This window comes from Rhizobium beringeri (genome assembly GCF_004306515.1).
Lineage (GTDB): Bacteria > Pseudomonadota > Alphaproteobacteria > Rhizobiales > Rhizobiaceae > Rhizobium > Rhizobium beringeri.
The window spans coordinates 787,915-805,558 of the sequence record NZ_SILG01000001.1 but is presented as its reverse complement, the minus strand read 5'-3'; the positions used below and the strand labels follow the sequence as shown (position 1 = coordinate 805,558).

The 17,644-nt window shown below is 60.8% G+C and carries 23 protein-coding genes; 14 read left to right on the top strand and 9 right to left on the bottom strand.

Features of this window, described 5'->3' with window-relative positions; translation table 11 throughout:
• Window positions 1-105: 105 nt before the first annotated feature.
• Window positions 106-555, bottom strand: coding sequence for a VOC family protein (locus tag ELH03_RS04190; RefSeq protein ID WP_018068872.1), 450 nt, complete (start codon window positions 553-555; stop codon window positions 106-108).
• Between the two features lie 51 nt (window positions 556-606).
• Between ELH03_RS04190 and ELH03_RS04185 the strand changes: the two genes are divergently transcribed.
• Window positions 607-1,209, top strand: coding sequence for a TetR/AcrR family transcriptional regulator (locus ELH03_RS04185; protein ID WP_029874412.1), 603 nt, complete (start codon window positions 607-609; stop codon window positions 1,207-1,209).
• Window positions 1,210-1,417: 208 nt separating this feature from the next.
• Here ELH03_RS04185 and ELH03_RS04180 read toward each other — a convergent pair whose 3' ends face one another.
• Window positions 1,418-2,356, bottom strand: coding sequence for an AraC family transcriptional regulator (locus ELH03_RS04180; protein ID WP_130658536.1), 939 nt, complete (start codon window positions 2,354-2,356; stop codon window positions 1,418-1,420).
• Between the two features lie 79 nt (window positions 2,357-2,435).
• Here ELH03_RS04180 and ELH03_RS04175 point away from each other — a divergent pair, with 79 nt between their 5' ends.
• Window positions 2,436-3,263, top strand: a complete 828-nt coding sequence (locus ELH03_RS04175) for an oxidoreductase (RefSeq protein WP_130658535.1) — start codon at window positions 2,436-2,438, stop codon at window positions 3,261-3,263.
• 47 nt (window positions 3,264-3,310) lie between these two features.
• On the opposite strand, the gene ELH03_RS04170 is transcribed toward ELH03_RS04175, so the two are convergent.
• The 3 genes from ELH03_RS04170 to ELH03_RS04160 all read right to left on the bottom strand — a co-directional run bounded on the left by ELH03_RS04170 (window position 3,311) and on the right by ELH03_RS04160 (window position 4,656).
• Window positions 3,311-3,547, bottom strand: coding sequence for a hypothetical protein (locus ELH03_RS04170; protein ID WP_130658534.1), 237 nt, complete (start codon window positions 3,545-3,547; stop codon window positions 3,311-3,313).
• Window positions 3,544-3,861, bottom strand: a complete 318-nt coding sequence (locus ELH03_RS37850; RefSeq protein ID WP_128403226.1) for a hypothetical protein — start codon at window positions 3,859-3,861, stop codon at window positions 3,544-3,546. Before ELH03_RS37850 ends, ELH03_RS04170 begins: the two co-directional genes overlap by 4 nt.
• A 75-nt stretch (window positions 3,862-3,936) precedes the next feature.
• A complete protein-coding gene (locus tag ELH03_RS04160) occupies window positions 3,937-4,656 on the bottom strand; it encodes an SOS response-associated peptidase (RefSeq protein WP_128411576.1) in 720 nt (239 codons plus the stop codon).
• Between the two features lie 198 nt (window positions 4,657-4,854).
• Here ELH03_RS04160 and ELH03_RS04155 point away from each other — a divergent pair, with 198 nt between their 5' ends.
• The 3 genes from ELH03_RS04155 (at window position 4,855) to ELH03_RS04145 (ending at window position 6,961) form a co-directional block, all read left to right on the top strand.
• Window positions 4,855-5,445 (top strand): TetR/AcrR family transcriptional regulator, encoded by a 591-nt coding sequence (locus ELH03_RS04155; protein WP_128403224.1) that lies wholly within the window; start codon window positions 4,855-4,857, stop codon window positions 5,443-5,445.
• A 71-nt stretch (window positions 5,446-5,516) separates the two neighbouring features.
• Window positions 5,517-6,146, top strand: a complete 630-nt coding sequence (locus ELH03_RS04150) for a hypothetical protein (protein WP_128403223.1) — start codon at window positions 5,517-5,519, stop codon at window positions 6,144-6,146.
• 239 nt (window positions 6,147-6,385) lie between these two features.
• Window positions 6,386-6,961: a DUF308 domain-containing protein gene (locus tag ELH03_RS04145; protein ID WP_130659553.1), complete on the top strand. Its 576-nt coding sequence runs from the start codon at window positions 6,386-6,388 to the stop codon at window positions 6,959-6,961.
• A gap of 187 nt (window positions 6,962-7,148) precedes the next feature.
• Here ELH03_RS04145 and ELH03_RS04140 read toward each other — a convergent pair whose 3' ends face one another.
• Entirely contained in the window at window positions 7,149-7,742 is a 594-nt protein-coding gene (locus tag ELH03_RS04140) for a TetR/AcrR family transcriptional regulator (protein ID WP_130658533.1), read from the bottom strand.
• Window positions 7,743-7,868: 126 nt separating this feature from the next.
• Between ELH03_RS04140 and ELH03_RS04135 the strand changes: the two genes are divergently transcribed.
• From ELH03_RS04135 to ELH03_RS04110, 6 genes are all read left to right on the top strand, one after another.
• Window positions 7,869-8,249 (top strand): DUF4267 domain-containing protein, encoded by a 381-nt coding sequence (locus ELH03_RS04135; protein WP_130658532.1) that lies wholly within the window; start codon window positions 7,869-7,871, stop codon window positions 8,247-8,249.
• A gap of 1 nt (window position 8,250) precedes the next feature.
• Window positions 8,251-8,571 carry a DoxX family protein gene (locus ELH03_RS04130; protein WP_130658531.1) on the top strand — a complete coding sequence of 107 codons (321 nt, stop codon included), beginning with the start codon at window positions 8,251-8,253 and terminating at the stop codon, window positions 8,569-8,571.
• 383 nt (window positions 8,572-8,954) lie between these two features.
• Window positions 8,955-9,287, top strand: coding sequence for an ArsR/SmtB family transcription factor (locus ELH03_RS04125; RefSeq protein ID WP_018241069.1), 333 nt, complete (start codon window positions 8,955-8,957; stop codon window positions 9,285-9,287).
• On the top strand, window positions 9,280-9,765 hold the full coding sequence (locus ELH03_RS04120) for an SRPBCC family protein (protein WP_130658530.1): 486 nt from the start codon (window positions 9,280-9,282) through the stop codon (window positions 9,763-9,765). The genes ELH03_RS04125 and ELH03_RS04120 overlap by 8 nt, the downstream gene beginning before the upstream one ends.
• A complete protein-coding gene (locus ELH03_RS04115) occupies window positions 9,758-10,378 on the top strand; it encodes a glutathione S-transferase family protein (protein WP_197727707.1) in 621 nt (206 codons plus the stop codon). The genes ELH03_RS04120 and ELH03_RS04115 overlap by 8 nt, the downstream gene beginning before the upstream one ends.
• A gap of 196 nt (window positions 10,379-10,574) precedes the next feature.
• The gene (locus ELH03_RS04110) at window positions 10,575-11,387 is read left to right on the top strand and encodes an alpha/beta hydrolase (RefSeq protein ID WP_128403217.1); all 813 of its coding nucleotides are present in this window, start codon (window positions 10,575-10,577) and stop codon (window positions 11,385-11,387) included.
• A gap of 358 nt (window positions 11,388-11,745) precedes the next feature.
• On the opposite strand, the gene ELH03_RS04100 is transcribed toward ELH03_RS04110, so the two are convergent.
• Entirely contained in the window at window positions 11,746-12,678 is a 933-nt protein-coding gene (locus ELH03_RS04100) for a LysR family transcriptional regulator (RefSeq protein WP_130766071.1), read from the bottom strand.
• Window positions 12,679-12,799: 121 nt separating this feature from the next.
• Here ELH03_RS04100 and ELH03_RS04095 point away from each other — a divergent pair, with 121 nt between their 5' ends.
• Entirely contained in the window at window positions 12,800-13,492 is a 693-nt protein-coding gene (locus ELH03_RS04095; protein WP_130766070.1) for a type 1 glutamine amidotransferase domain-containing protein, read from the top strand.
• A 581-nt stretch (window positions 13,493-14,073) separates the two neighbouring features.
• Entirely contained in the window at window positions 14,074-15,006 is a 933-nt protein-coding gene (locus ELH03_RS04090) for a sialate O-acetylesterase (protein ID WP_130766069.1), read from the top strand.
• 139 nt (window positions 15,007-15,145) lie between these two features.
• Here the strand turns inward: ELH03_RS04090 and ELH03_RS04085 are convergent, their stop codons facing one another.
• Both ELH03_RS04085 and ELH03_RS04080 read right to left on the bottom strand, forming a co-directional pair.
• Window positions 15,146-15,619 carry an AtaL-like protein gene (locus tag ELH03_RS04085; protein WP_130766068.1) on the bottom strand — a complete coding sequence of 158 codons (474 nt, stop codon included), beginning with the start codon at window positions 15,617-15,619 and terminating at the stop codon, window positions 15,146-15,148.
• 32 nt (window positions 15,620-15,651) lie between these two features.
• A complete protein-coding gene (locus ELH03_RS04080) occupies window positions 15,652-16,521 on the bottom strand; it encodes an SDR family oxidoreductase (protein WP_130766067.1) in 870 nt (289 codons plus the stop codon).
• A gap of 104 nt (window positions 16,522-16,625) precedes the next feature.
• Here ELH03_RS04080 and ELH03_RS04075 point away from each other — a divergent pair, with 104 nt between their 5' ends.
• Window positions 16,626-17,516 carry a LysR family transcriptional regulator gene (locus ELH03_RS04075; protein WP_130766066.1) on the top strand — a complete coding sequence of 297 codons (891 nt, stop codon included), beginning with the start codon at window positions 16,626-16,628 and terminating at the stop codon, window positions 17,514-17,516.
• Window positions 17,517-17,644: the final 128 nt, after the last annotated feature.

Sequence of the window (17,644 nt, the reverse complement as noted above, 5' to 3'; positions counted from 1 at the left end):
AGTTTGTCTTGAATCGGAGGGGTTTCCAAGGGCTGCAAATCAGATTCAAGTCGGCGATCTGTATCGCCACAACCGTCATTTTCTCTCATCTCGTCGCTGCGGCACTCAAGCCGACATGTCCTCGTTCCAGCGGCGTTGCATCTCCTCAGGCGTGACCTGCTCAATGGTTTGCGACAACATCCAGCGATGACCGAAGGGATCAAGCACCTGCGCCACCCGCTCGCCAAAACTCTGGTCGGTCGCCGGGCGCAACATCGTCGCCCCGGCCGACAGCGCCTGCGCCAGTGCTTCGTCGGTCGACACCGTGTCCATGTGGAAGGTCACCGGCGAGCCTCCGACGGCATCGGGGGACAGGGCGCCGAAATCAGGATATTCGTCTGCCAACATCATCAGCGTCTCTCCGAAACGCAGCTCTGCATGGCCGATCCGCCCATCCGAAGGATCGGTCATGCGGAAGACTTCCGTGGCGCCGAAAGCCTCCTTGTAGAAGTCGATGGCCCGTGCCGCATCCTTGACGATGAAGTAGGCGCTCACTTTTCGGGCAAAACTCGGCATGGATGATCCTCCTTGACTGGGTTATTTATTAACGTTACGTATCGTAAAGATATGAGTCAAGAGAGTAACGCAACACAGAAGAAACGAGGACGGCCGCCAAGCGCGGCCGCGCAGAGGCGCGCCTTGGAGGCCGCCCATGAAATCCTGATGGCCGAAGGTTTTGGCCGCATGACGATTGAAGCCGTGGCGGCGCGGTCCGGTGTCGGCAAGCCGACGATCTACCGCTCCTGGGCCAACGCGCAGGAACTGGCGATGGCCGCTCTTCTGGTCAACCGGCTACCGGAAGCGGAGGTTGGAGGGGGTACGGCGCAGGCGGCTCTCGGCGCGCAGATGAGCGGACTGGTGACTGCCTTTGCGAGCACGCGCGGGCGACAGATCACTATGGCACTTGCCGCCGCCGACCCGGAAAGCGAATTCACCAAGGCCTTCCGCAATCAGGTGATCCTGTCGAGCCGCAACGCGGGTCGTGTTATCCTGGAGGAGGCTCTGGCTCGGGGAGAGATCGTTCCGCCGCTTGATATGGAGGCGCTGCTCGACATGATCTACGGACCGGTCTTCTTCCGGCTGCTGGTCGGCCATCGCCCGGTCTCGCCGGAGTTCGGCGATGCGATCGTCAGGACCGCGTTGCGGGCCGTTGCACCGTCGGGCGCGTGAGACCCTCACGTCGCGATGGGCGAAGCCGACATCCCGCCTGCCTGCTCACCGCCGCGCATGTAGCTAATCGCGACCGGCGCTGCGCAGGCGGCCGACCAAACGGCCTAAAGCGCGTCGCGATCTTTCAGATTCGCGTGCCGCGCTTTAGGTCTTTGTTTTTCCGCATGTCTTTGCCGCAAAACCGCTGCACACTTTTGCGAGACGTGCTTTAGCCGTGATCGTCGCCCAGTTCGCCAAGGTGGCGCTGGAACCACTTGATCTCCTCCGACGCCGTGCGCCCGAAATGCCGTTTGAAGTCGCGGCTGAACTGCGCCGGGCTTGCGTAGCCGACCGAAGCCGCGACCTCGGCGATCGTTCTCGTCTGGCGGGCGATCATCAATCTTGCTTCGTGAAGGCGCATCGCTTTGACGTATTGCATCGGACTGTTGCCGGTCAGACCCTTGAAATGGACATGGTAGGACGGAACGCTCATGCCCACGTCTCTCGCCAGATCGGTGACCGCGATCTCCAGGCCATAGTTTTCCCGCAACCAGGCCAGGCTCTGAATGATCTTTCCGGATCTGCCTTTCTGCTTGAGGGCGGCGATCATCGCGCCGCCTTGCGGACCGACCAGGACCCGATAGTGCAGCTCGCGCAGAAGGCCGGCACCAAGCACATCCGTCTCAACGCTGCTGCGTAGCGCCGTCAGCAGGCGCAGCAGGACATCCTCGATATCAGCAGACATCCTGCTCGACACGAGACTTCTCGGCTCGTCGCCTGGCAAGTCGCCATGCTTTTCCACCTGCAGTGCGATCTCGGCTGCCATCTGCATATCGAACTCGACATAGACCGCAAGCAATGGCCGCTCGGGGCTGGCCGTCGACGTCATCCGGAATGGGACGGGCAGCGACACCGCCAGATAATGCTCCTCATCATAGAGAAAGACTTCGCCTTCGAGGATGCCCTGCTTGCTGCCCTGCAAGACGAAAACCGCGCCCGGCTTATAGAGCACCGGGATGTCGTGGAGCACGGCTTCGGTGCGCAAGATGCGGACGGAATTAAGCCCGGTCGGATTGTATCCGTGACGGGGGGCGAGACGTCCGGCCAGCGCGACTATCTCCCCTCGCCCGGAGAGGCGGCGATCACCCTTCATAGGATTTGGCAACATATTCAGAGAATCCGCCATCGAAGCACCGGTTTCTTCATACTATTTGTCAAATCCTATCCTCGATCAAGGAATATTGCTGATGTCAGGAAAGACCTTTTTCATTACCGGATCGAATTCCGGCTTCGGGCTCGCCATTGCGTCTGCGGCTCTTCAGGCGGGCCACAGGGTGATCGGCACCGTGCGCTCGCAAGCGTCGCGCACAGCGCTCGCCAAAACCCTGCCTGGCCTGCGACCGGTCGTCTGCGACGTCACCGCGTTCGACCGGATCGATGATGTCGTCCGGCAGGTGGAAGACGAGCATGGCCCCGTCGACGTGCTGATCAACAATGCCGGTTACGGCCACGAGGGCGTGCTCGAGGAGTCGCCGATCGACGAGATGCGGCGGCAGTTCGACGTCAACGTCTTCGGCGCCGTCGCCGTTGCCAAAGCATTTCTGCCGAGGTTTCGCGCGCGACGCCGCGGCTTCATCGTCAACGTCACCTCGATGGGCGGCATCATCACCATGCCCGGCATCGCCTATTACTGCGGCAGCAAATTTGCGCTTCAGGGCATATCGGAAGTGATGCGCGCGGAAATGGCCCCGTTCGGAGTGCATGTGACGACCCTTTGCCCCGGCTCCTTCCGGACGGACTGGGCCGGACGATCGATGGTCCGCACCGAACGGTCGATCGCCGATTATGATGCCCTTTTCGATCCGATCCGCGAGGCGCGACAGGCCATCAGCGGCAAGCAGCGCGGCGATCCCGCCAAACTGGCAGCCGCGGTTCTAGATCTCATCGAATCCGATAATCCTCCACCGCAGCTTCTGCTCGGCAGCGACGCCCTCAAACACGTGTCGGACAGGATCGTTCGCCTCCAGCAGGAGATCGAAGCGTGGAAATCCGTCACCGTCTCGACCGACGGCTGACGGGCAGAAGCTCTGCTTTCCGCTTCAACGAGATAATCAGCCAGCTCTTATTGGATGCTTTTCCCACCCCCGGCCGCCAGCTTTCGCCTCAGCGCCTGTTCCTGTTCAAATGTCTTGTGCGGGAAGTGTTCCCAACACCACCAGCGCGTCGGCACGGCCGGGGATGGGCTGTTTCCCCAGCCTCCCCACTCCTTGCAGCGCGAACCGTCTGCATCCTGGTGTTCGCAATAATGCTCAACGATCACATTGGCGCCCGGCGCACTCGAATGGCCTTCGATGCTCATGGGTGCGTCCTCCGTTTCCCGCTCCTGATGCTCTCATAGATCATTTCGAGCCGCCTTGAGGCGACATAGGCACTGTCCTCGTATCCGGCCGATGGCCAATCCAATCGATGGCTGCCGTCTGTCGCCACGATCCAGAACCATCGATTATCGATCCCTCCGCCTGCCTGTGACCGGAATATCCTTCCGATCTGGGTATCGCCGTCAAAAGCGACGTAATCGTCGCCGGGTTTCTCTTTCCAGGCGTGCCGCCATTTGTATTTGATTTCCCGGCCGCTGACATGTTCCCACGACTTCCATGTGATTTGTTCTGGCATGCGTCGTCCTGTCCTCTCGCGAGGTATCCTTTTGACCGCATGGTTGATGGATGGCTCCCGCCCGAGCCGGTGAATTCAGATCAGCGTCGGTTCCGGATCGGGGTCGATCGGATCGATGATGTCAGCCGTGTCATTCTTGGGCGAACCCACATTGCGGCCGATCGGCCACATGGTCATCAGTTCCGCCGGAAACGGCTTCATCAAGTCGGTCGGATCAGGCTCCGGCGACAGCCAGCGCTCGTAATCTTCGCGGTGCAGGACGACCGGCATGCGGTCATGGATCTGCGCCATCATCGCATTCGGCTCACAGGTCACGATTGCGAAGTTTCTGACGTCTACGCCTTCCGGGCTGCGCCAAATCTCCCAGATGCCGGCGAGCGCAAAGGGCGAGCCGTCAGCCATGGCGATCGCATAGGGCTGCTTGTTCTTGCCGGTGCCGAAGATATCCTTCCACTCGAAGAAGCCGTTGATCGGCACCAGGCACCGGCGCGACCTGTAGGCCGAGCGGAATAGGCCGTTGGTGGCAATGCCCTCGCAGCGCGCATTGATCGGCGGCGGCCGGCCACCCGGCTTCATCCATGCCGGCATCAGGCCCCAGCGCGCCGAGGCGAACACCGGCCCCATGATATCAGGCTCGCGGACCATGTCGCGAATGATGATCGGATAATCCAGCGTCGGCGCGCCGTTATAGCGCGGAAATCGGTTCCCGAGCGCATCGATCGCACCTCGCTCTGCGAAGGCGAAATTGCGCACCAGCTCCTCAAGCGATGTCTTGATATAGACGCGGCCGCACATTGAGAACTCCATCCCGCATATTAGATGTTCTGATTATGTTCTGGGTGTTCGAGGCGAGTCAAGGCCGGTCGCTACAACCGATGCGGCCATCCCTTTTCGCAGAGTCAAGGTGAAGCCTGTCACCGTCTCCACCACCGCTGACGGTAGAAAATCTGCTTTGCGCTTGACAGCCTTCCTACTGGAAGGTAGATACAGCCCATGAGCAATCTTTTGACGACCTCCGACGAAATCCTGGCCTCCGCCCGAGCGCTGATCATGACCGGAGGTTATAACGGCTTCAGCTATGCCGATATCGCTGCCGTCGTCGGCATCCGCAAGGCCAGCATCCATCACCACTTTCCGAGCAAGACCGATCTGGTGCGCACGCTTGTCGTGCGATATCGCGAAGATGCCGAGGCGGGTATCGCGGGCCTGGAGCAGCAGGTGCGGAATCCGCTGGCGCTTCTCCAAGCCTATGCGGGCCACTGGGCCCAGTGCATCGAGGACGCCAGCCGGCCCTTTTGCGTGTGCGCCCTGCTGGCGAGCGAACTGCCGGCGTTGCCGCCGGAGGTCGCGGCCGAGGTCAAGGCTTTCTTCCGCTTTGCGTCGACATGGCTGACTTCGGTGATGGAGAGAGGCGCTCAGGACGGGAGTTTGAAACTGTCGAGCGAACCGCGCGTCGAGGCCGAAGCCTTCATGGCTTCCGTCCATGGCGCCATGCTTTCAGCCCGGGCCTACGGGACCCCGGAGGTCTTTGCCACCATTCTGGCCCCCACCTTGCAGCGGCTCTCTCCGACCGCCGCTCGATAAAGTTCCGGGCGGAATAAAGCCCGGGGCAACAACGACGTTCGATTAAACTACCAACTAGTAGGAAGAACGACATGATCAAGACTATTCTCCCCGCCCTCGTGCTGGGGCTCACCGTTATCGCGTCGGCGGCACTTCCCGTGACCCCGGTCCATGCCGAAGACCAGAAGCCCGAGCAGGTCCATGTCAGGGGCAGCATCGTCAGCTACGGCGGCTCGGTTCTCAAGGTGAAGACCCGCGAAGGAGAGACCGTCGATGTCACCCTCGCCGACGGCTGGAAAGTGGCGAGCGTTGCAAATGCTGCGGTCACCGACATCAAGCCGGGCGACTTCGTCGGCATCGCATCGCTGCCGAGCGCAGGCGGCGGCGACGGCGCGCTTGAGGTGCTGATCTTCCCGCCGGCGATGAAAGGGGCCGGTGAAGGCAGCTATGGTTGGGACCTCAAGCCCAACAGCAGCATGACCAACGCGACCGTGGCCGATGCCGTCAAGGGCGTCGACGGCCGCACCGTCACCGTCTCCTATCACGGCAAGGAAAAGAAGATCGCCATTCCGGACGGCACGCCCGTCGTGACCATCGCTCCGGCCACCAATGACGATCTCGTTCCCGGCGCCGTCGTCTTCATCCCCGCCGAAAAGGCTGCCTCGGGCACCCTCGCCCATCAGGTGCTCGTCGGGAAAAATGGCGTGGTCCCGCCCATGTGACCACGTCGTCGCCGGTCGGCCGGGCCGCCCCCGGTTCGACCGGCGATTTACCAGGGAATGCCGCCTGACCGGCAGCCGATGGACCCGAACGACGGAGAACACCGTCTCGACAGCCGCCCGGCAATGCTCGGGCAGTTCCGGCAAGCCCAGGAAACCCACTCTCGATGACGGACGACACCGCAGATGACGGTGACCGCCCCTATCAGACCAACACCATCACATTCAGGAAAGAGATCTTGATGACCGATTATTCAACCACCGCCGCGTCTGACGACAGGGAACAGTGGCTGACGCGCTACTACTTCACCCGCGCAGCCTTTTCCGCCATCTGGGTCGCAACCGCCTTGACGGCCGGCCAGCAGTCGCTTGCCGTCGCGGCCGCCTTGCTGATCCTCTACCCGGCCTGGGATGCCGCCGCCAACCTGGTCGACGCAGGGCGCAGTGGCGGCCTGGCAAACAACCGCAGCCAGGCAATCAACGTCGCCGTCAGCGCGGTGACGACCGCTGCGGTGATCGTCGCCCTGACCATGAGCATGAACTGGGTTCTCGGCGTCTTTGGCCTGTGGGCGATCTTTTCCGGCCTGCTGCAGCTTGGAACCGCTGTCCGGCGTTGGAAGACCAATGGCGGCCAGTGGGCGATGATCCTCAGCGGCGGCCAATCCGCGGTGGCAGGCGCGTTCTTCATCGCCCAGGCGCAAATGCCGGAACCGCCCTCCATTGCCAACATCGCCGGATATGCCGGCCTCGGCGCCTTCTATTTCCTGGTCTCGGCCGTCTGGCGGAGCGTCACGCAGATGCGGCGGAAGCGGGCGTGAGCCTGGGATCCATGCCGGCTGTTGATGGAGGCCAGTGTGGATCCTCGGGTCAAGCCCGAGGAAGACGGAGCGTGGGGTGGCGTTTGGAGCAAGGACAGCGACGTATCCGGACATGTTCGGCGACGGCTCTCCGTTGAAGATGCGCGGTCCACATCCGGTAGCCGATGCGCCAACCGACTGAATGTCATCAGCCCCGCATAGGCGCGTTGCTCCCCGCATCCACGATCGCCTGAACAACAAGCGCGATGCGTTTGTCCCGCATGCCGGGCCTGATGCGGCCTGAACGTTCGAGCTCGGCAAGCCCATGAAGGGCTGCCCAGAAGGTCTCGGTCACGATCTCCACATCGGCACAGAACGGAGACACGGCGGCTGCAATGGCGTCGAAACCGGCCCGAAGTTCCGATCTCGTTTCAGCCTCGGCGAACTGCAGTTGGGTCGGCAGGATAAACATGGCCTCGTAGAGTGCCGGGCGACTGAGTGCGAAGGCAAAATAGGCCATGGCGACGTCCATGAGGGACTCTCGTTTCCCGTTCGCCGCGCCTGCCGCTTCCCCAAGAACGGTTGCGAGCTCCTTGAAGCCCTCGACTGCAACCGCGGCAACGATGGCGTCCCTGTTGGCGAAATGCGAATAGAGGATTGGCTGGCTGTATTCGATTTCCTTGGCCAGGCGGCGGATCGTCACGGCATCCCATCCTTCGCTCTCCGCGACGGCACGTGCTGCCGCGACAATGCGCTCTTCGCGCCCGGCCCTTTCCCGACTTTTTCGCTCTGCGATCCCCATTGCTCAATCTCCATGCCCTGCAGGCTCAGCACGTCAAAGATTATACCAACGCTTGACTAACTAGCAATGCTAATGCATTTTACCTAGCAGTGCTAGTTTTTGTATCCACGATAGAAGGATCACCTCATGCTTTGGTTTGCGAACGGAGCCGGCTTGCTGCTAGCCCTCGCTATTATCGCAATCGGCACCGGCTATATTGCCAGCCCAACGACCATGATGCGCAGTTTCGGCCTGCCGCTTCCCGAAGATGGCCCAAACGTCGCTTGGTGGCTTCGCCTCAAGGGGATTCGCGATATCGTCGCGGGATTGCTCGTGCTGGCGTTCCTGGTGTGGGGCGCAGAACGCGAGGTCGGCATCGTGCTTTTGATCGAAGCGATGATCCCCGCAGGCGACATGCTGCTCATTCTTGCAGCGAAAGGCTCGACCAAAAGCGCCTTCGGCGTTCACGGCCTGACGGCGGTGATCATGGTCCTGGTTGCCATCCCCATGATGATCTGGGCTGACTGAAATGGTTCACCTTCTTTCAATCTGGTTCCTGGTTGTCGCCTTCTCCGGCGCAGGCCTCGTCAACGCCATCAGCACGTCGGGGACGCGAAGCGATTTCGCCCGGTGGGGCTATCCGCGCTGGTGGGGTATCGTGACGGGCGGACTGGAGATATTGAGCGCCGCCCTGATTGCGCTTCCCGTCAGCCGCATTGTCGGCGTGGCGCTTGCGGCGGTCATCATCGCGGCTGCGGTTTTCACTGTTCTGCGCCACCGCGACCATGCGCACCTTGCGCCGCTCAGCGTCTTTGTCACCTTGATTGCTCTTGCCGCGATCTCATCTTGAGCACGATCGGCCGCTTTCACCGACAGGCGTGGGCGAAGCACTATCATGTGGTTCCTGGCGCCACCTGATTGTCGCGGTAATCAGCCTCAAGCCTCACCCTATACCGCTTTGGTTATCGCAAACCCGCCCCCACCCTCCTTCATCCCAGGCCCTGAGCCTGGGATCCATGCCCGCTGCTGATCGAGGCGGCCAGAGTGGATCCTCGGGTCAAGCCCGAGGAGGACGGAGCGCGGGGTGGCGTCTGCAGCAGGAACAGCGGCGTATCCCGACATGATCGGGAGCCATCAACACCGATTTTTGTCCCGTGATTTCGCCCATGCAAAACCGTTGACATTACGCTGCGTAGAATATATCCATACGGTTATATAGCTAGATGGTGATATATGGACGACAAGCTCGATGCGATTTTCTCCGCACTCGCCGATCCCACAAGGCGAGCAATTCTTGGGCGGCTTGCGAACGGCAAGGCGACGGTGGCCGAGCTCGCTGATCCCTTCGAGTTGTCTCAGCCTGCCATATCAAAGCATCTCAAGGTCCTGGAACAGGCCGGATTGATCCGCTCCGGCCGTGAAGCGAATTCGCGTCCCCGCGTCCTCGAGCCGGCTGCGTTGAAGACAATTGCTGATTGGATCGCCGATTACAGACGCTTCTGGGATCAAAGCTTTGATCGTCTCGATGACTATCTGTCCAAGGTACAAGGATACGAAAATGACTAATCCAGAGACCGACACCGACAACACCCGCGACCTGGTTCTTGTACGAAGGTTTGATGCCCCATGCGATCTGGTTTTCAGGGCATGGACCGACCCGAAAGCGTTAGCACAGTGGTGCGGTCCTCACGGTTTCAAGGCGGTGGGCGACCGACTTGAAGCCTGGCCCGGCGGCAGGCACCGCGCCTGTCTGATCGCGCCAGATGGAGAAGAGCATTGGGTCGGCGGAAAATATCTGGAGGTCGAGCCGCCGCACAGGCTTGTCTTCACACATGCCTGGGAACTCGCAACCGGCGAAAATAGCCCGGAAACAGTCGTCACCATCACGTTCAGGGAAAGCGACGGGGGTACGGAAATGACTTTTCGGCAGAGTGGATTTGATAGCGCATCGTCACTTGAGGGTCATGAAGCCGGCTGGTCCCAAAGTCTCGAGCGATTGAGCGTCTTTCTCGGGACTGAATCCGAAGGGCCAAATCATGTCTAAGGCGGCGATGAAGCTCTATTATTGCGAGACGCTCAATCCCCGGAAGGCCTGCGCCGCCGCTCGTTTTCTCAAAGCCGACGTCGAGTTCGTCAGGGTTGACCTGGCAAGCGGAGAACAGCGCACCGCAAAATTCCTGGCGCTTAACCCGAACGGGAAAGTCCCGGTGCTGCAGGATGATGCCGGAACTTTATGGGAAGCGAACGCCATCATGTGCAGGCTATCTGACAGTGTTGCCTCGGATTTCTGGCCGCATGACCACCGGCAGATCGACGTGCTGCGCTGGTTGAGTTGGGATGCCAGTCACTTCACCCGGCACGGGGCAACGCTGTGGTTTGAAACCTTGATCAAGCCGTTGTTCGGCGGGGAGCCTGACGTCGCCGTGATCGAAGATGCGAAGACGAGTTTTCGAGTCCATGCTCGCGTGCTCGACGATCATTTGGCCAACAACAGCGTCGCCGTCGGGAAGACACTGACTGTGGCAGACTTCGCATTGGCCGCTGCACTTCCTTTTGCAACCGCCGCCGGGATTCCAGTCGCCGAATTTCGGCATATCCAAACGTGGTACGGACGGCTTGAAGAACTGGATGCGTGGCGAAACCCTTTCCCGGCCTAAGAGGGCACGGGCGAAGGACCCTTTTGCAGGCAGGAACGCCGAGGTTTCGTCGAGCACGATCGTCGTTTCTCGAGCCTCTTCTCCATAGGAACGCTTTGTGCCTATATTGCCGCTGCGCTGAGCACACCACGCCGCAACGGGCCGCGGTTGCCGCAAAGCGTTCTGGTCATTGCCAAACCGGTGGGTACAGTCTGTCGTGAGCGCTACACGGTACTTGCTGATCTTGCCGCTGATGGCGGTCGTCGCCTACGTGGCGCTCGTGGGTCTGATCTATCTGTCTCAGCGAGCCCTGCTTTACCCCGGAGCCAGCGCCACACCTGCTCCGGAGCACGCGAGTTGGGGCGAGACGGTCCACATCAAGACGCCCGACGGAGAGATGCTTCAGGGACTGTACAGCCAGGGCGACAGCGACAGGCCCTGCGTGCTCCTCTTTTTCGGAAACGGTGACCGCCTCGACAATTACGCGTTTCTCGCCCAGGCGCTGACCGCGCGGAGGATTGGATTGCTGGCGATTTCCTATCGCGGCTATCCCGGATCGACCGGCTCACCCAGCGAGCAAGGCCTGCTGACAGACGGGATCGCGGCGTTCGACTGGCTTTCGGCACACGGCGGAAGCGAGATCATTGTGCTGGGCCGGTCACTTGGCACTGGCGTCGCCGTGAATACCGCCGCGAAGAGGCCGGCCGCGGGCGTCATTCTTGTGTCTCCGTACCTGTCGGTACTGTCGGTTGCGCAGACGCATTATCCGTTCCTCCCGGTCGAGGTTCTTCTCAAGGATCCCTTTCGCTCGGACCTCAACATAGGCAAAGTAAGACAACCGAAGTTGTTCCTCCACGGCCGGCTTGATGATAGCATCCCGCTTTCTTCAGGGCAGGCGTTGTACCGCATCGCACCCGAGCCCAAGCGGATGTTGATCTATGACGGTGCCGGTCACAACGATATCTTGAACGACAGAATGGTCGGTGACGTCATCAGTTTTGTGGAAGCGCTGAAAGGAAACCGGCCCTAAATCCCTTCACGGACGGGAGCGGTTTGCCGGTCGTAGTGGGAGGCAATGCCAGGGACCGGCTCGACCCGGACATGGCGAACTTCGAAAAGATGCCGCCGATGCCCTGAGGTTCGGCCGCGACCGGTAATCAGCAATGCACCGTCGCTTCAAGCATGCGCCAGACGCCAATGAGGATAGGTGACATAGGCGGTGAGCGCGCCATCCTCATGCGAGCGGATCGTCATGCTCTCGCCCTTCGGCATGTAGACGATGTCGCTCGAACAGCGACGTATCCTGACATGACTGGGCGCCCATCAACAGCGACTTTTGCCCCGCGATTTCGCCCATGAAGGCCTCGCCGAGGTTCGAACTCGCGCTCTCAATTTCCAGCCATCGCTTCTGCCACCGCAGCGTCGGAGATTTCCTTTGCAAGTTCGGCGATCAATGACCTCAGCCACCGATGAGCGGGATCGTTTCGATAACGTACATGCCATGCCAGCTCGACCGGAAAGCTGCCGAGATCGACCGGTGCGGGCAGGACTTTGAGACGCGGGTCGCGGGCAAGGCGATGGCAGATCAGCCGGGGCAGTGTGGCACAGTAGTCGGTGACGGCCACCATTTCCGGCACCGCCAGAAAATGGGTGACGGAGACCGAGACGTCGCGCCTGAGACCGGCCTGCTGCAGCATCTGGAACAGGCCGACGCGCATCCGGCCGGGCGGAAGCACGTTCACATGCCGCATCCGCTGATACTGTTCCTCGGAGATGCTTTCGGCGATCTCGGGATGATCTCTGCGCACGACGCAGGCCAATCCATCATCCATGAGATGCTGCACGACCATGTTATCCGGCGGCTCGACGATCCTGCCGAGCACCATTTCGGTCGCCCCGGATATCGCGCCGGTCTCGGCCAGATCATTGCCGAATGGCGTCAGGCGCAGCCTGATCCCGGGAGCGCATTCACGCAGCCGCGCCACGATCACCGGCATCAGGACAAACTCGACGTAGCTGTTCGGGGCGATGGTGAACTGCCGTGTCGCTCGCGCCGGATCGAACGCCTGCTGACCGAGAATGACGTCATCGAGGCTCGCCAAGGCCCCGCGGATCACTGGAGCAAGTGCCTGCGCCATTTCAGTCGGCTTCATGCCGTAGCGCTCGCGGATGAACAGCGGATCGCGCAGCGTCTCGCGAAGGCGGTTCAAGGCGTTGGAGACGGCTGGCTGCGTCATGCCCAGTTGTTCGGCTGCGCGCGTGACATTGCGCTCTTCCATGAGCGCCAGGAAGACAGGGAGAAGGTTGAGGTCATACTTCATCCAGATATATTGCCGAACGCATATCTGAAATCAAAGAAATAAATTTCAGGAATGAGAATGGCCGAGGCATGATCCCCTCATCGAAAGCAACCGATCACATCTGTCTCGAAAGGATCTCCAGATGAAAATCCTCATGGTTCTCACCTCGCACGACCAACTGGGCGACACCGGCCGGAAGACCGGCTTCTGGCTCGAAGAGTTCGCCGCCCCCTATTATGCCTTCCTCGAAGCCGGCGCCGATATCACCGTCGCATCGCCCAAGGGCGGACAGCCGCCTCTCGACCCGAAGAGCGACGAACCGAGCTTCCAGACCGACCAGACCCGTCGCTTCCATGCCGACCCGGATGGCCAGGCCGTGCTCGCCTCGACCGTAACGCTCGCCTCGGTCTCCCACGACGATTACGACGCCGTGTTTTATCCGGGCGGCCATGGCCCGCTTTGGGATCTGGCGGAAGACAAGAACTCTATCGCCCTCATCCAATCGCTCTATCAGGCCGGCAAGCCCGTCGCCTTTGTCTGCCACGCACCGGGTGTGCTGAGCCACGTCAAGACTGCCGACGGTACGCCGCTGGTTCAGGGCAGACAAGTCACCGGCTTCAAGAACTCCGAGGAAGACGGCGTCGGCCTGACCCAGGTGGTGCCGTTCCTCGTCGAGGACATGTTGAAGGAGAACGGCGGCATCTATTCCAGCGGCGATGACTGGTCGTCCTATGCTGTCCAGGACGGCCTGCTGATCACCGGGCAGAACCCCGGTTCATCGGTGGAGACCGCCGGCATTCTGCTGGCCGCCGTGACGGCGGCAAAGGCCGCTTGATCAACATTCCTTGTGATAAAGCCAAGGGCGCCGGTGGACATCCGGCGCCATGGCCCCACCCCGCGGAAGCGTTTCGAACGCTTCCCTTCAGGGTCTCCAGTATCTGACACAGAGCGGCTGGTCGGGGATAAACCCAGGACCAGCCGCTCTGTTATTTATGTTGTGGCGATACTCAGACTTTCCCTCTGCCGGCAGTTCGCGGGTCCGCCGGAGACCTGCCCCGGCGGCGATTTTTCGCGCGTACGATCGGCCCGGCCCGCTGCTTTATCTGGACCCGCCCTATTGGGGACGAGCATCGGGAGCGTTCTCCATGGAACTGCATGCTGCATAGCAGGCACGATCTCTAACCCAACCGGATGATTGCAATCACTGGTCCGGTTTATAGTTTAAAGCAGGTTTCCGGCGGGTCCACGCGAGATAGTCGTCGATTGGGGCTCGATCTTCGCGACGAACTCTCTTTTTAAAGATCATGCCCGAAGCAAGCAGATGTGGCTGGTGTAAAGGAACCTTCATGGCTGGCGCACAGCCTTGATCGGTCCAATAGGCTCCTTGTCATCGGATGATGTTTGTAGGTTAACGACATGCGCAAAACAATGGCAGTCGGCCTGGCCGCCTTGATCGCCATGTACTTTCTCGGCGGCATGAGCGCGAGACACGAGATCTTTCCTTGGCCACAACTTTCCGCGCTGAGGAAAATGGCTGGCGGAGAGAAGGCGGCGGCTCCAAGTCGTTATACTTTCGACGACAAGGAAAGACTCATCGGGGATGAATCAAAAACGCCTGTGACCTGCCCGATTCAGACTGACCGAACTGCTGTCTTACTAATTCTTGGCCAATCGAACGCGGCCAACGACGGTGGACAACGGTACAGGTCAAATTATGACGCGCGCGTTGTAAACGTCTTTGACAAACGGTGCTTCATCGCGGCGTCGCCACTTCTTGGATCGACCGATACCAAGGGAGAGTACTGGACGCTTCTTGGGAACAATTTGATCGCGTCCGGACAAAATGACAGCGTCATCCTCGCACCTCTCGCATATTCCGGATCTGAGGTGGCACGATGGGCGACAGGCGGTGACCTCAATCCTGTGCTGGTCGATACAATGAAACAGCTTCAGGATTCCGGTTACCGGTTAACGGGCGTCCTCTGGGTGCAAGGAGAGAAGGACCTCGTTATCGGCACCACTGTGGAGACCTATCAGGAACATTTCATGTCGATGGTTGACACGTTGCGTCAGCACGGCGTCGAAGCACCCGTTTACATTTCGATCGCATCGAAATGCCTCGAACCGAGCAACGGCGGCTTCAAGGAGCATATTCCAGACAATGCGATAGTACGGGCGCAACTGGCCCTGTCAAAAAGCGGCCATGGTATCCGAGAGGGCGTAAATTCTGACGCGTTACTCGATGCAGATGACCGCTACGACGATTGCCATATCGGGGGCACAGGCGCGGAGAAAGTGTCGCGGGCCTGGATGAACCTTCTGCGATCGCCGTCTGGAAACTCGCGATAATCCTCCCTGAACCGGTTTTCGCGCCTTCGCGAGCGTCGGCCTCGGGCTCTGTCCGGTATTCGACACCTTGTCACTTGTGCCCCCCGCAAGGCAGGGCGCCTCGTTAAGAGGCCGCCCTGTTGTTTGTTTCTTTTGATGTTTAGAGCTTTCCCTCTGCCAGCAGTTCGCGGGTCCGCTTCAGTGTCGATAGCAGGGCGGCCTTGTAGCCCGTTTCGCCATCGAATTGTGCCTGCTCGGCCCGCTCTTCCGGGCCGTTCGGCTGTTTGCCGCGCAGGCCGAGATAGCAGTAGAAGCGCAGTTGCAAGGCACCTTCTTCATCCTCGAAGAGCTCGTTGATGATCGCTCCCTCGCGTGGCCCTGCCGCCTGAAAGAAGGTGACCTTGCTTTGCCGTTCCAGGGTGATGATCTCACGCAGAGCCTGCCCGGCAATCGTCGCCTCGCGCACGAAGTGGGTCGGGCTTTCCTCCACGACATCGCAACGGGTGCAGAGACCGGCGGGAAGAAAGAGCCGGGCGTCGCGTGCCTTGCGTTCGAGACCTTGCCAGGCCTCAGCGCGCGTCAAAGGGGTTTCGCCTTCCGGGTTCACCGGAACGGTGGCTGTGGAATAAATCATGGTGATCGTCCTTTTGAGATCTGTTGCTTGCGTCAGGCGGAAGCAACAGTTTCGGAGGCGAAGGCGCGATAGGGGCGCAGCGGGCGTCCGAGCAGGGCCGTCAGGCGCTCGACGTCGCCCGCCTCAGGCAGCATGCCGTCGGTCAGGAAGCGCTCGCCCATCAGGCGCATGTCGTAGGCCATCCAGGCAGGCATGAACTGCTTGAGATTTTGCTCAAAGCCCTCGGTATTGTCGCCGCCGTAGTGGATCGGGCGGGCGAGCACGTCTGACCAGATGGCAGCGATATCGGTTCCGGTCAGTGTCTCCGGACCGACGAGGTTGATCCGCTCGAGCGCCAGCGGCTCTGCAGCCTGTTCGCGGCGCAGCAGCTCAAGGGCGGCGATCTCGGCGATATCACGGACGTCGATCATGGCGAGACCCTTGGGCCCGATCGGCATCGGGTAGGCGCCGTAGCCGGTGATGACGTCTTTGACCGTCAGATCGTTCTGGATGAAGTAGGCCGGGCGCAGGATCGTCGCCTTGAAGTCCATCTGCTCGATCATCCGCTCGACCCCGAACTTGCCGGCGAAATGCGGCACGTTCACATAGACATCGGCGTGGATCACCGAGAGATAGACGATCCGCTCGATGCCGGCCGATCGGGCGACGTTCAGCGCAATCAGAGCCTGGGTGAATTCGTCCGGCACCACGGCATTGAGCAGGAACAGGGTCGACACGCCCGACATGGCGTTGCGCAGGGAGTCGACGTCGAGGAAGTCGCCCTGCACGACGCTGACGCCAGCCGGGAATTCGGCTTTCGACGGGTCGCGGACAAGAGCACGGACATCGGCGCCGCGCTTGACGAGGTGTTCGACGACTTGGCGGCCAACATTGCCTGTGGCGCCGGTAACGAGAATGGTCATGGTGTTTCTCCGTGTTGAGTTGCTTGACACGTCGAATATGTGTGGTTCACTGGCAGTCCGATAGACAGCAATTTTAGACGCACCGTCTCGCTGGTGGAACACTCATGGACCTTCTCGCGCTTGCCGATTTCAATCTCGTCGCCCGCCACGGTGGTTTCGGCAAAGCGGCACGGGCGACAGGCCGGCCGAAAGCAACCCTGTCGCGGCGTGTCGCCGAATTGGAAAGCAGCCTCGCTCTGCGGCTGTTTGAGCGCGGTGCGCGCAATCTGAAGCTCACCGAAGAAGGACGGGCGCTCTTCGAGCGAACCGGGGCATTGCTCGCCGAACTGGACGAGACGGCTGCGGCGATTGCCTCCGGCGGTCAAAAACCCAAGGGCAGATTGCGGATCAGCGCACCCTTGCATTTTTCCCAGACCGCCATGGGCAGGATCGCTGCGGGCTTTGCCCTCAAATATCCGGAGGTGAGGCTTGAGGTGACGAGTGAGGACCGGCCCGTCGATATGATCGAGGAAGGCTACGATCTCGTCATCCGGGTCAATCCAGATCCCGACGAAAGCCTGGTCGGGCGGGCGTTTCTCCGCGACCGGCTGGTGGTGGTCGCAAGCCCCGATCTTCCCCGCCCGACCGGTGGACAGGCCGCTCCCGGCGTTGCGCGCGGGGTAGGCGAAGCGCGAACATGGCACGTGAAGACAGCCGGCGGCCGGGCGACGATCAAGATCGAACCGGTGCTCACCCTGGCGACGCTCATCACGATCCGGGACGCGGTGCGCGCCGGCGTCGGTGCAGGACGTCTTCCCATTTCGCTGGTGAGCCACGACCTGGCTGACGGCACTCTGGTCAATTGGGGCGATATCGACGGCCCCGAAATCGCTCTCTGGACGCTCTACCCATCGCGGCGGCTGCTCAGCGCGCGCGTATCGGCGTTCCTGGACTTTCTAAAACAGGCCTTCCCCAATGGGACGGCTGACGAACTGGCCGCCTATATCGGCAGGTGATGACCGCGCTTTGCCGGCGTCTCGTGCAGGCGCGCGCTCTTGCCGTTGCAGCGTTGAGGCACTGGTTCAAGATCAACTGACTGGTATTGCATTTGCTTCCGCGGCGGTCGATCCAAAAAAAGCCCCGC

Coding starts and splice junctions, on each gene's coding strand:
- ELH03_RS04190 (WP_018068872.1), bottom strand. CDS start 555: ATGCCGAGTTTTGCCCGAAAAGTGAGCGCCTACTTCATCGTCAAGGAT.
- ELH03_RS04185 (WP_029874412.1), top strand. CDS start 607: ATGAGTCAAGAGAGTAACGCAACACAGAAGAAACGAGGACGGCCGCCA.
- ELH03_RS04180 (WP_130658536.1), bottom strand. CDS start 2,356: ATGTTGCCAAATCCTATGAAGGGTGATCGCCGCCTCTCCGGGCGAGGG.
- ELH03_RS04175 (WP_130658535.1), top strand. CDS start 2,436: ATGTCAGGAAAGACCTTTTTCATTACCGGATCGAATTCCGGCTTCGGG.
- ELH03_RS04170 (WP_130658534.1), bottom strand. CDS start 3,547: ATGAGCATCGAAGGCCATTCGAGTGCGCCGGGCGCCAATGTGATCGTT.
- ELH03_RS37850 (WP_128403226.1), bottom strand. CDS start 3,861: ATGCCAGAACAAATCACATGGAAGTCGTGGGAACATGTCAGCGGCCGG.
- ELH03_RS04160 (WP_128411576.1), bottom strand. CDS start 4,656: ATGTGCGGCCGCGTCTATATCAAGACATCGCTTGAGGAGCTGGTGCGC.
- ELH03_RS04155 (WP_128403224.1), top strand. CDS start 4,855: ATGAGCAATCTTTTGACGACCTCCGACGAAATCCTGGCCTCCGCCCGA.
- ELH03_RS04150 (WP_128403223.1), top strand. CDS start 5,517: ATGATCAAGACTATTCTCCCCGCCCTCGTGCTGGGGCTCACCGTTATC.
- ELH03_RS04145 (WP_130659553.1), top strand. CDS start 6,386: ATGACCGATTATTCAACCACCGCCGCGTCTGACGACAGGGAACAGTGG.
- ELH03_RS04140 (WP_130658533.1), bottom strand. CDS start 7,742: ATGGGGATCGCAGAGCGAAAAAGTCGGGAAAGGGCCGGGCGCGAAGAG.
- ELH03_RS04135 (WP_130658532.1), top strand. CDS start 7,869: ATGCTTTGGTTTGCGAACGGAGCCGGCTTGCTGCTAGCCCTCGCTATT.
- ELH03_RS04130 (WP_130658531.1), top strand. CDS start 8,251: ATGGTTCACCTTCTTTCAATCTGGTTCCTGGTTGTCGCCTTCTCCGGC.
- ELH03_RS04125 (WP_018241069.1), top strand. CDS start 8,955: ATGGACGACAAGCTCGATGCGATTTTCTCCGCACTCGCCGATCCCACA.
- ELH03_RS04120 (WP_130658530.1), top strand. CDS start 9,280: ATGACTAATCCAGAGACCGACACCGACAACACCCGCGACCTGGTTCTT.
- ELH03_RS04115 (WP_197727707.1), top strand. CDS start 9,758: ATGTCTAAGGCGGCGATGAAGCTCTATTATTGCGAGACGCTCAATCCC.
- ELH03_RS04100 (WP_130766071.1), bottom strand. CDS start 12,678: ATGAAGTATGACCTCAACCTTCTCCCTGTCTTCCTGGCGCTCATGGAA.
- ELH03_RS04095 (WP_130766070.1), top strand. CDS start 12,800: ATGAAAATCCTCATGGTTCTCACCTCGCACGACCAACTGGGCGACACC.
- ELH03_RS04090 (WP_130766069.1), top strand. CDS start 14,074: ATGCGCAAAACAATGGCAGTCGGCCTGGCCGCCTTGATCGCCATGTAC.
- ELH03_RS04085 (WP_130766068.1), bottom strand. CDS start 15,619: ATGATTTATTCCACAGCCACCGTTCCGGTGAACCCGGAAGGCGAAACC.
- ELH03_RS04080 (WP_130766067.1), bottom strand. CDS start 16,521: ATGACCATTCTCGTTACCGGCGCCACAGGCAATGTTGGCCGCCAAGTC.
- ELH03_RS04075 (WP_130766066.1), top strand. CDS start 16,626: ATGGACCTTCTCGCGCTTGCCGATTTCAATCTCGTCGCCCGCCACGGT.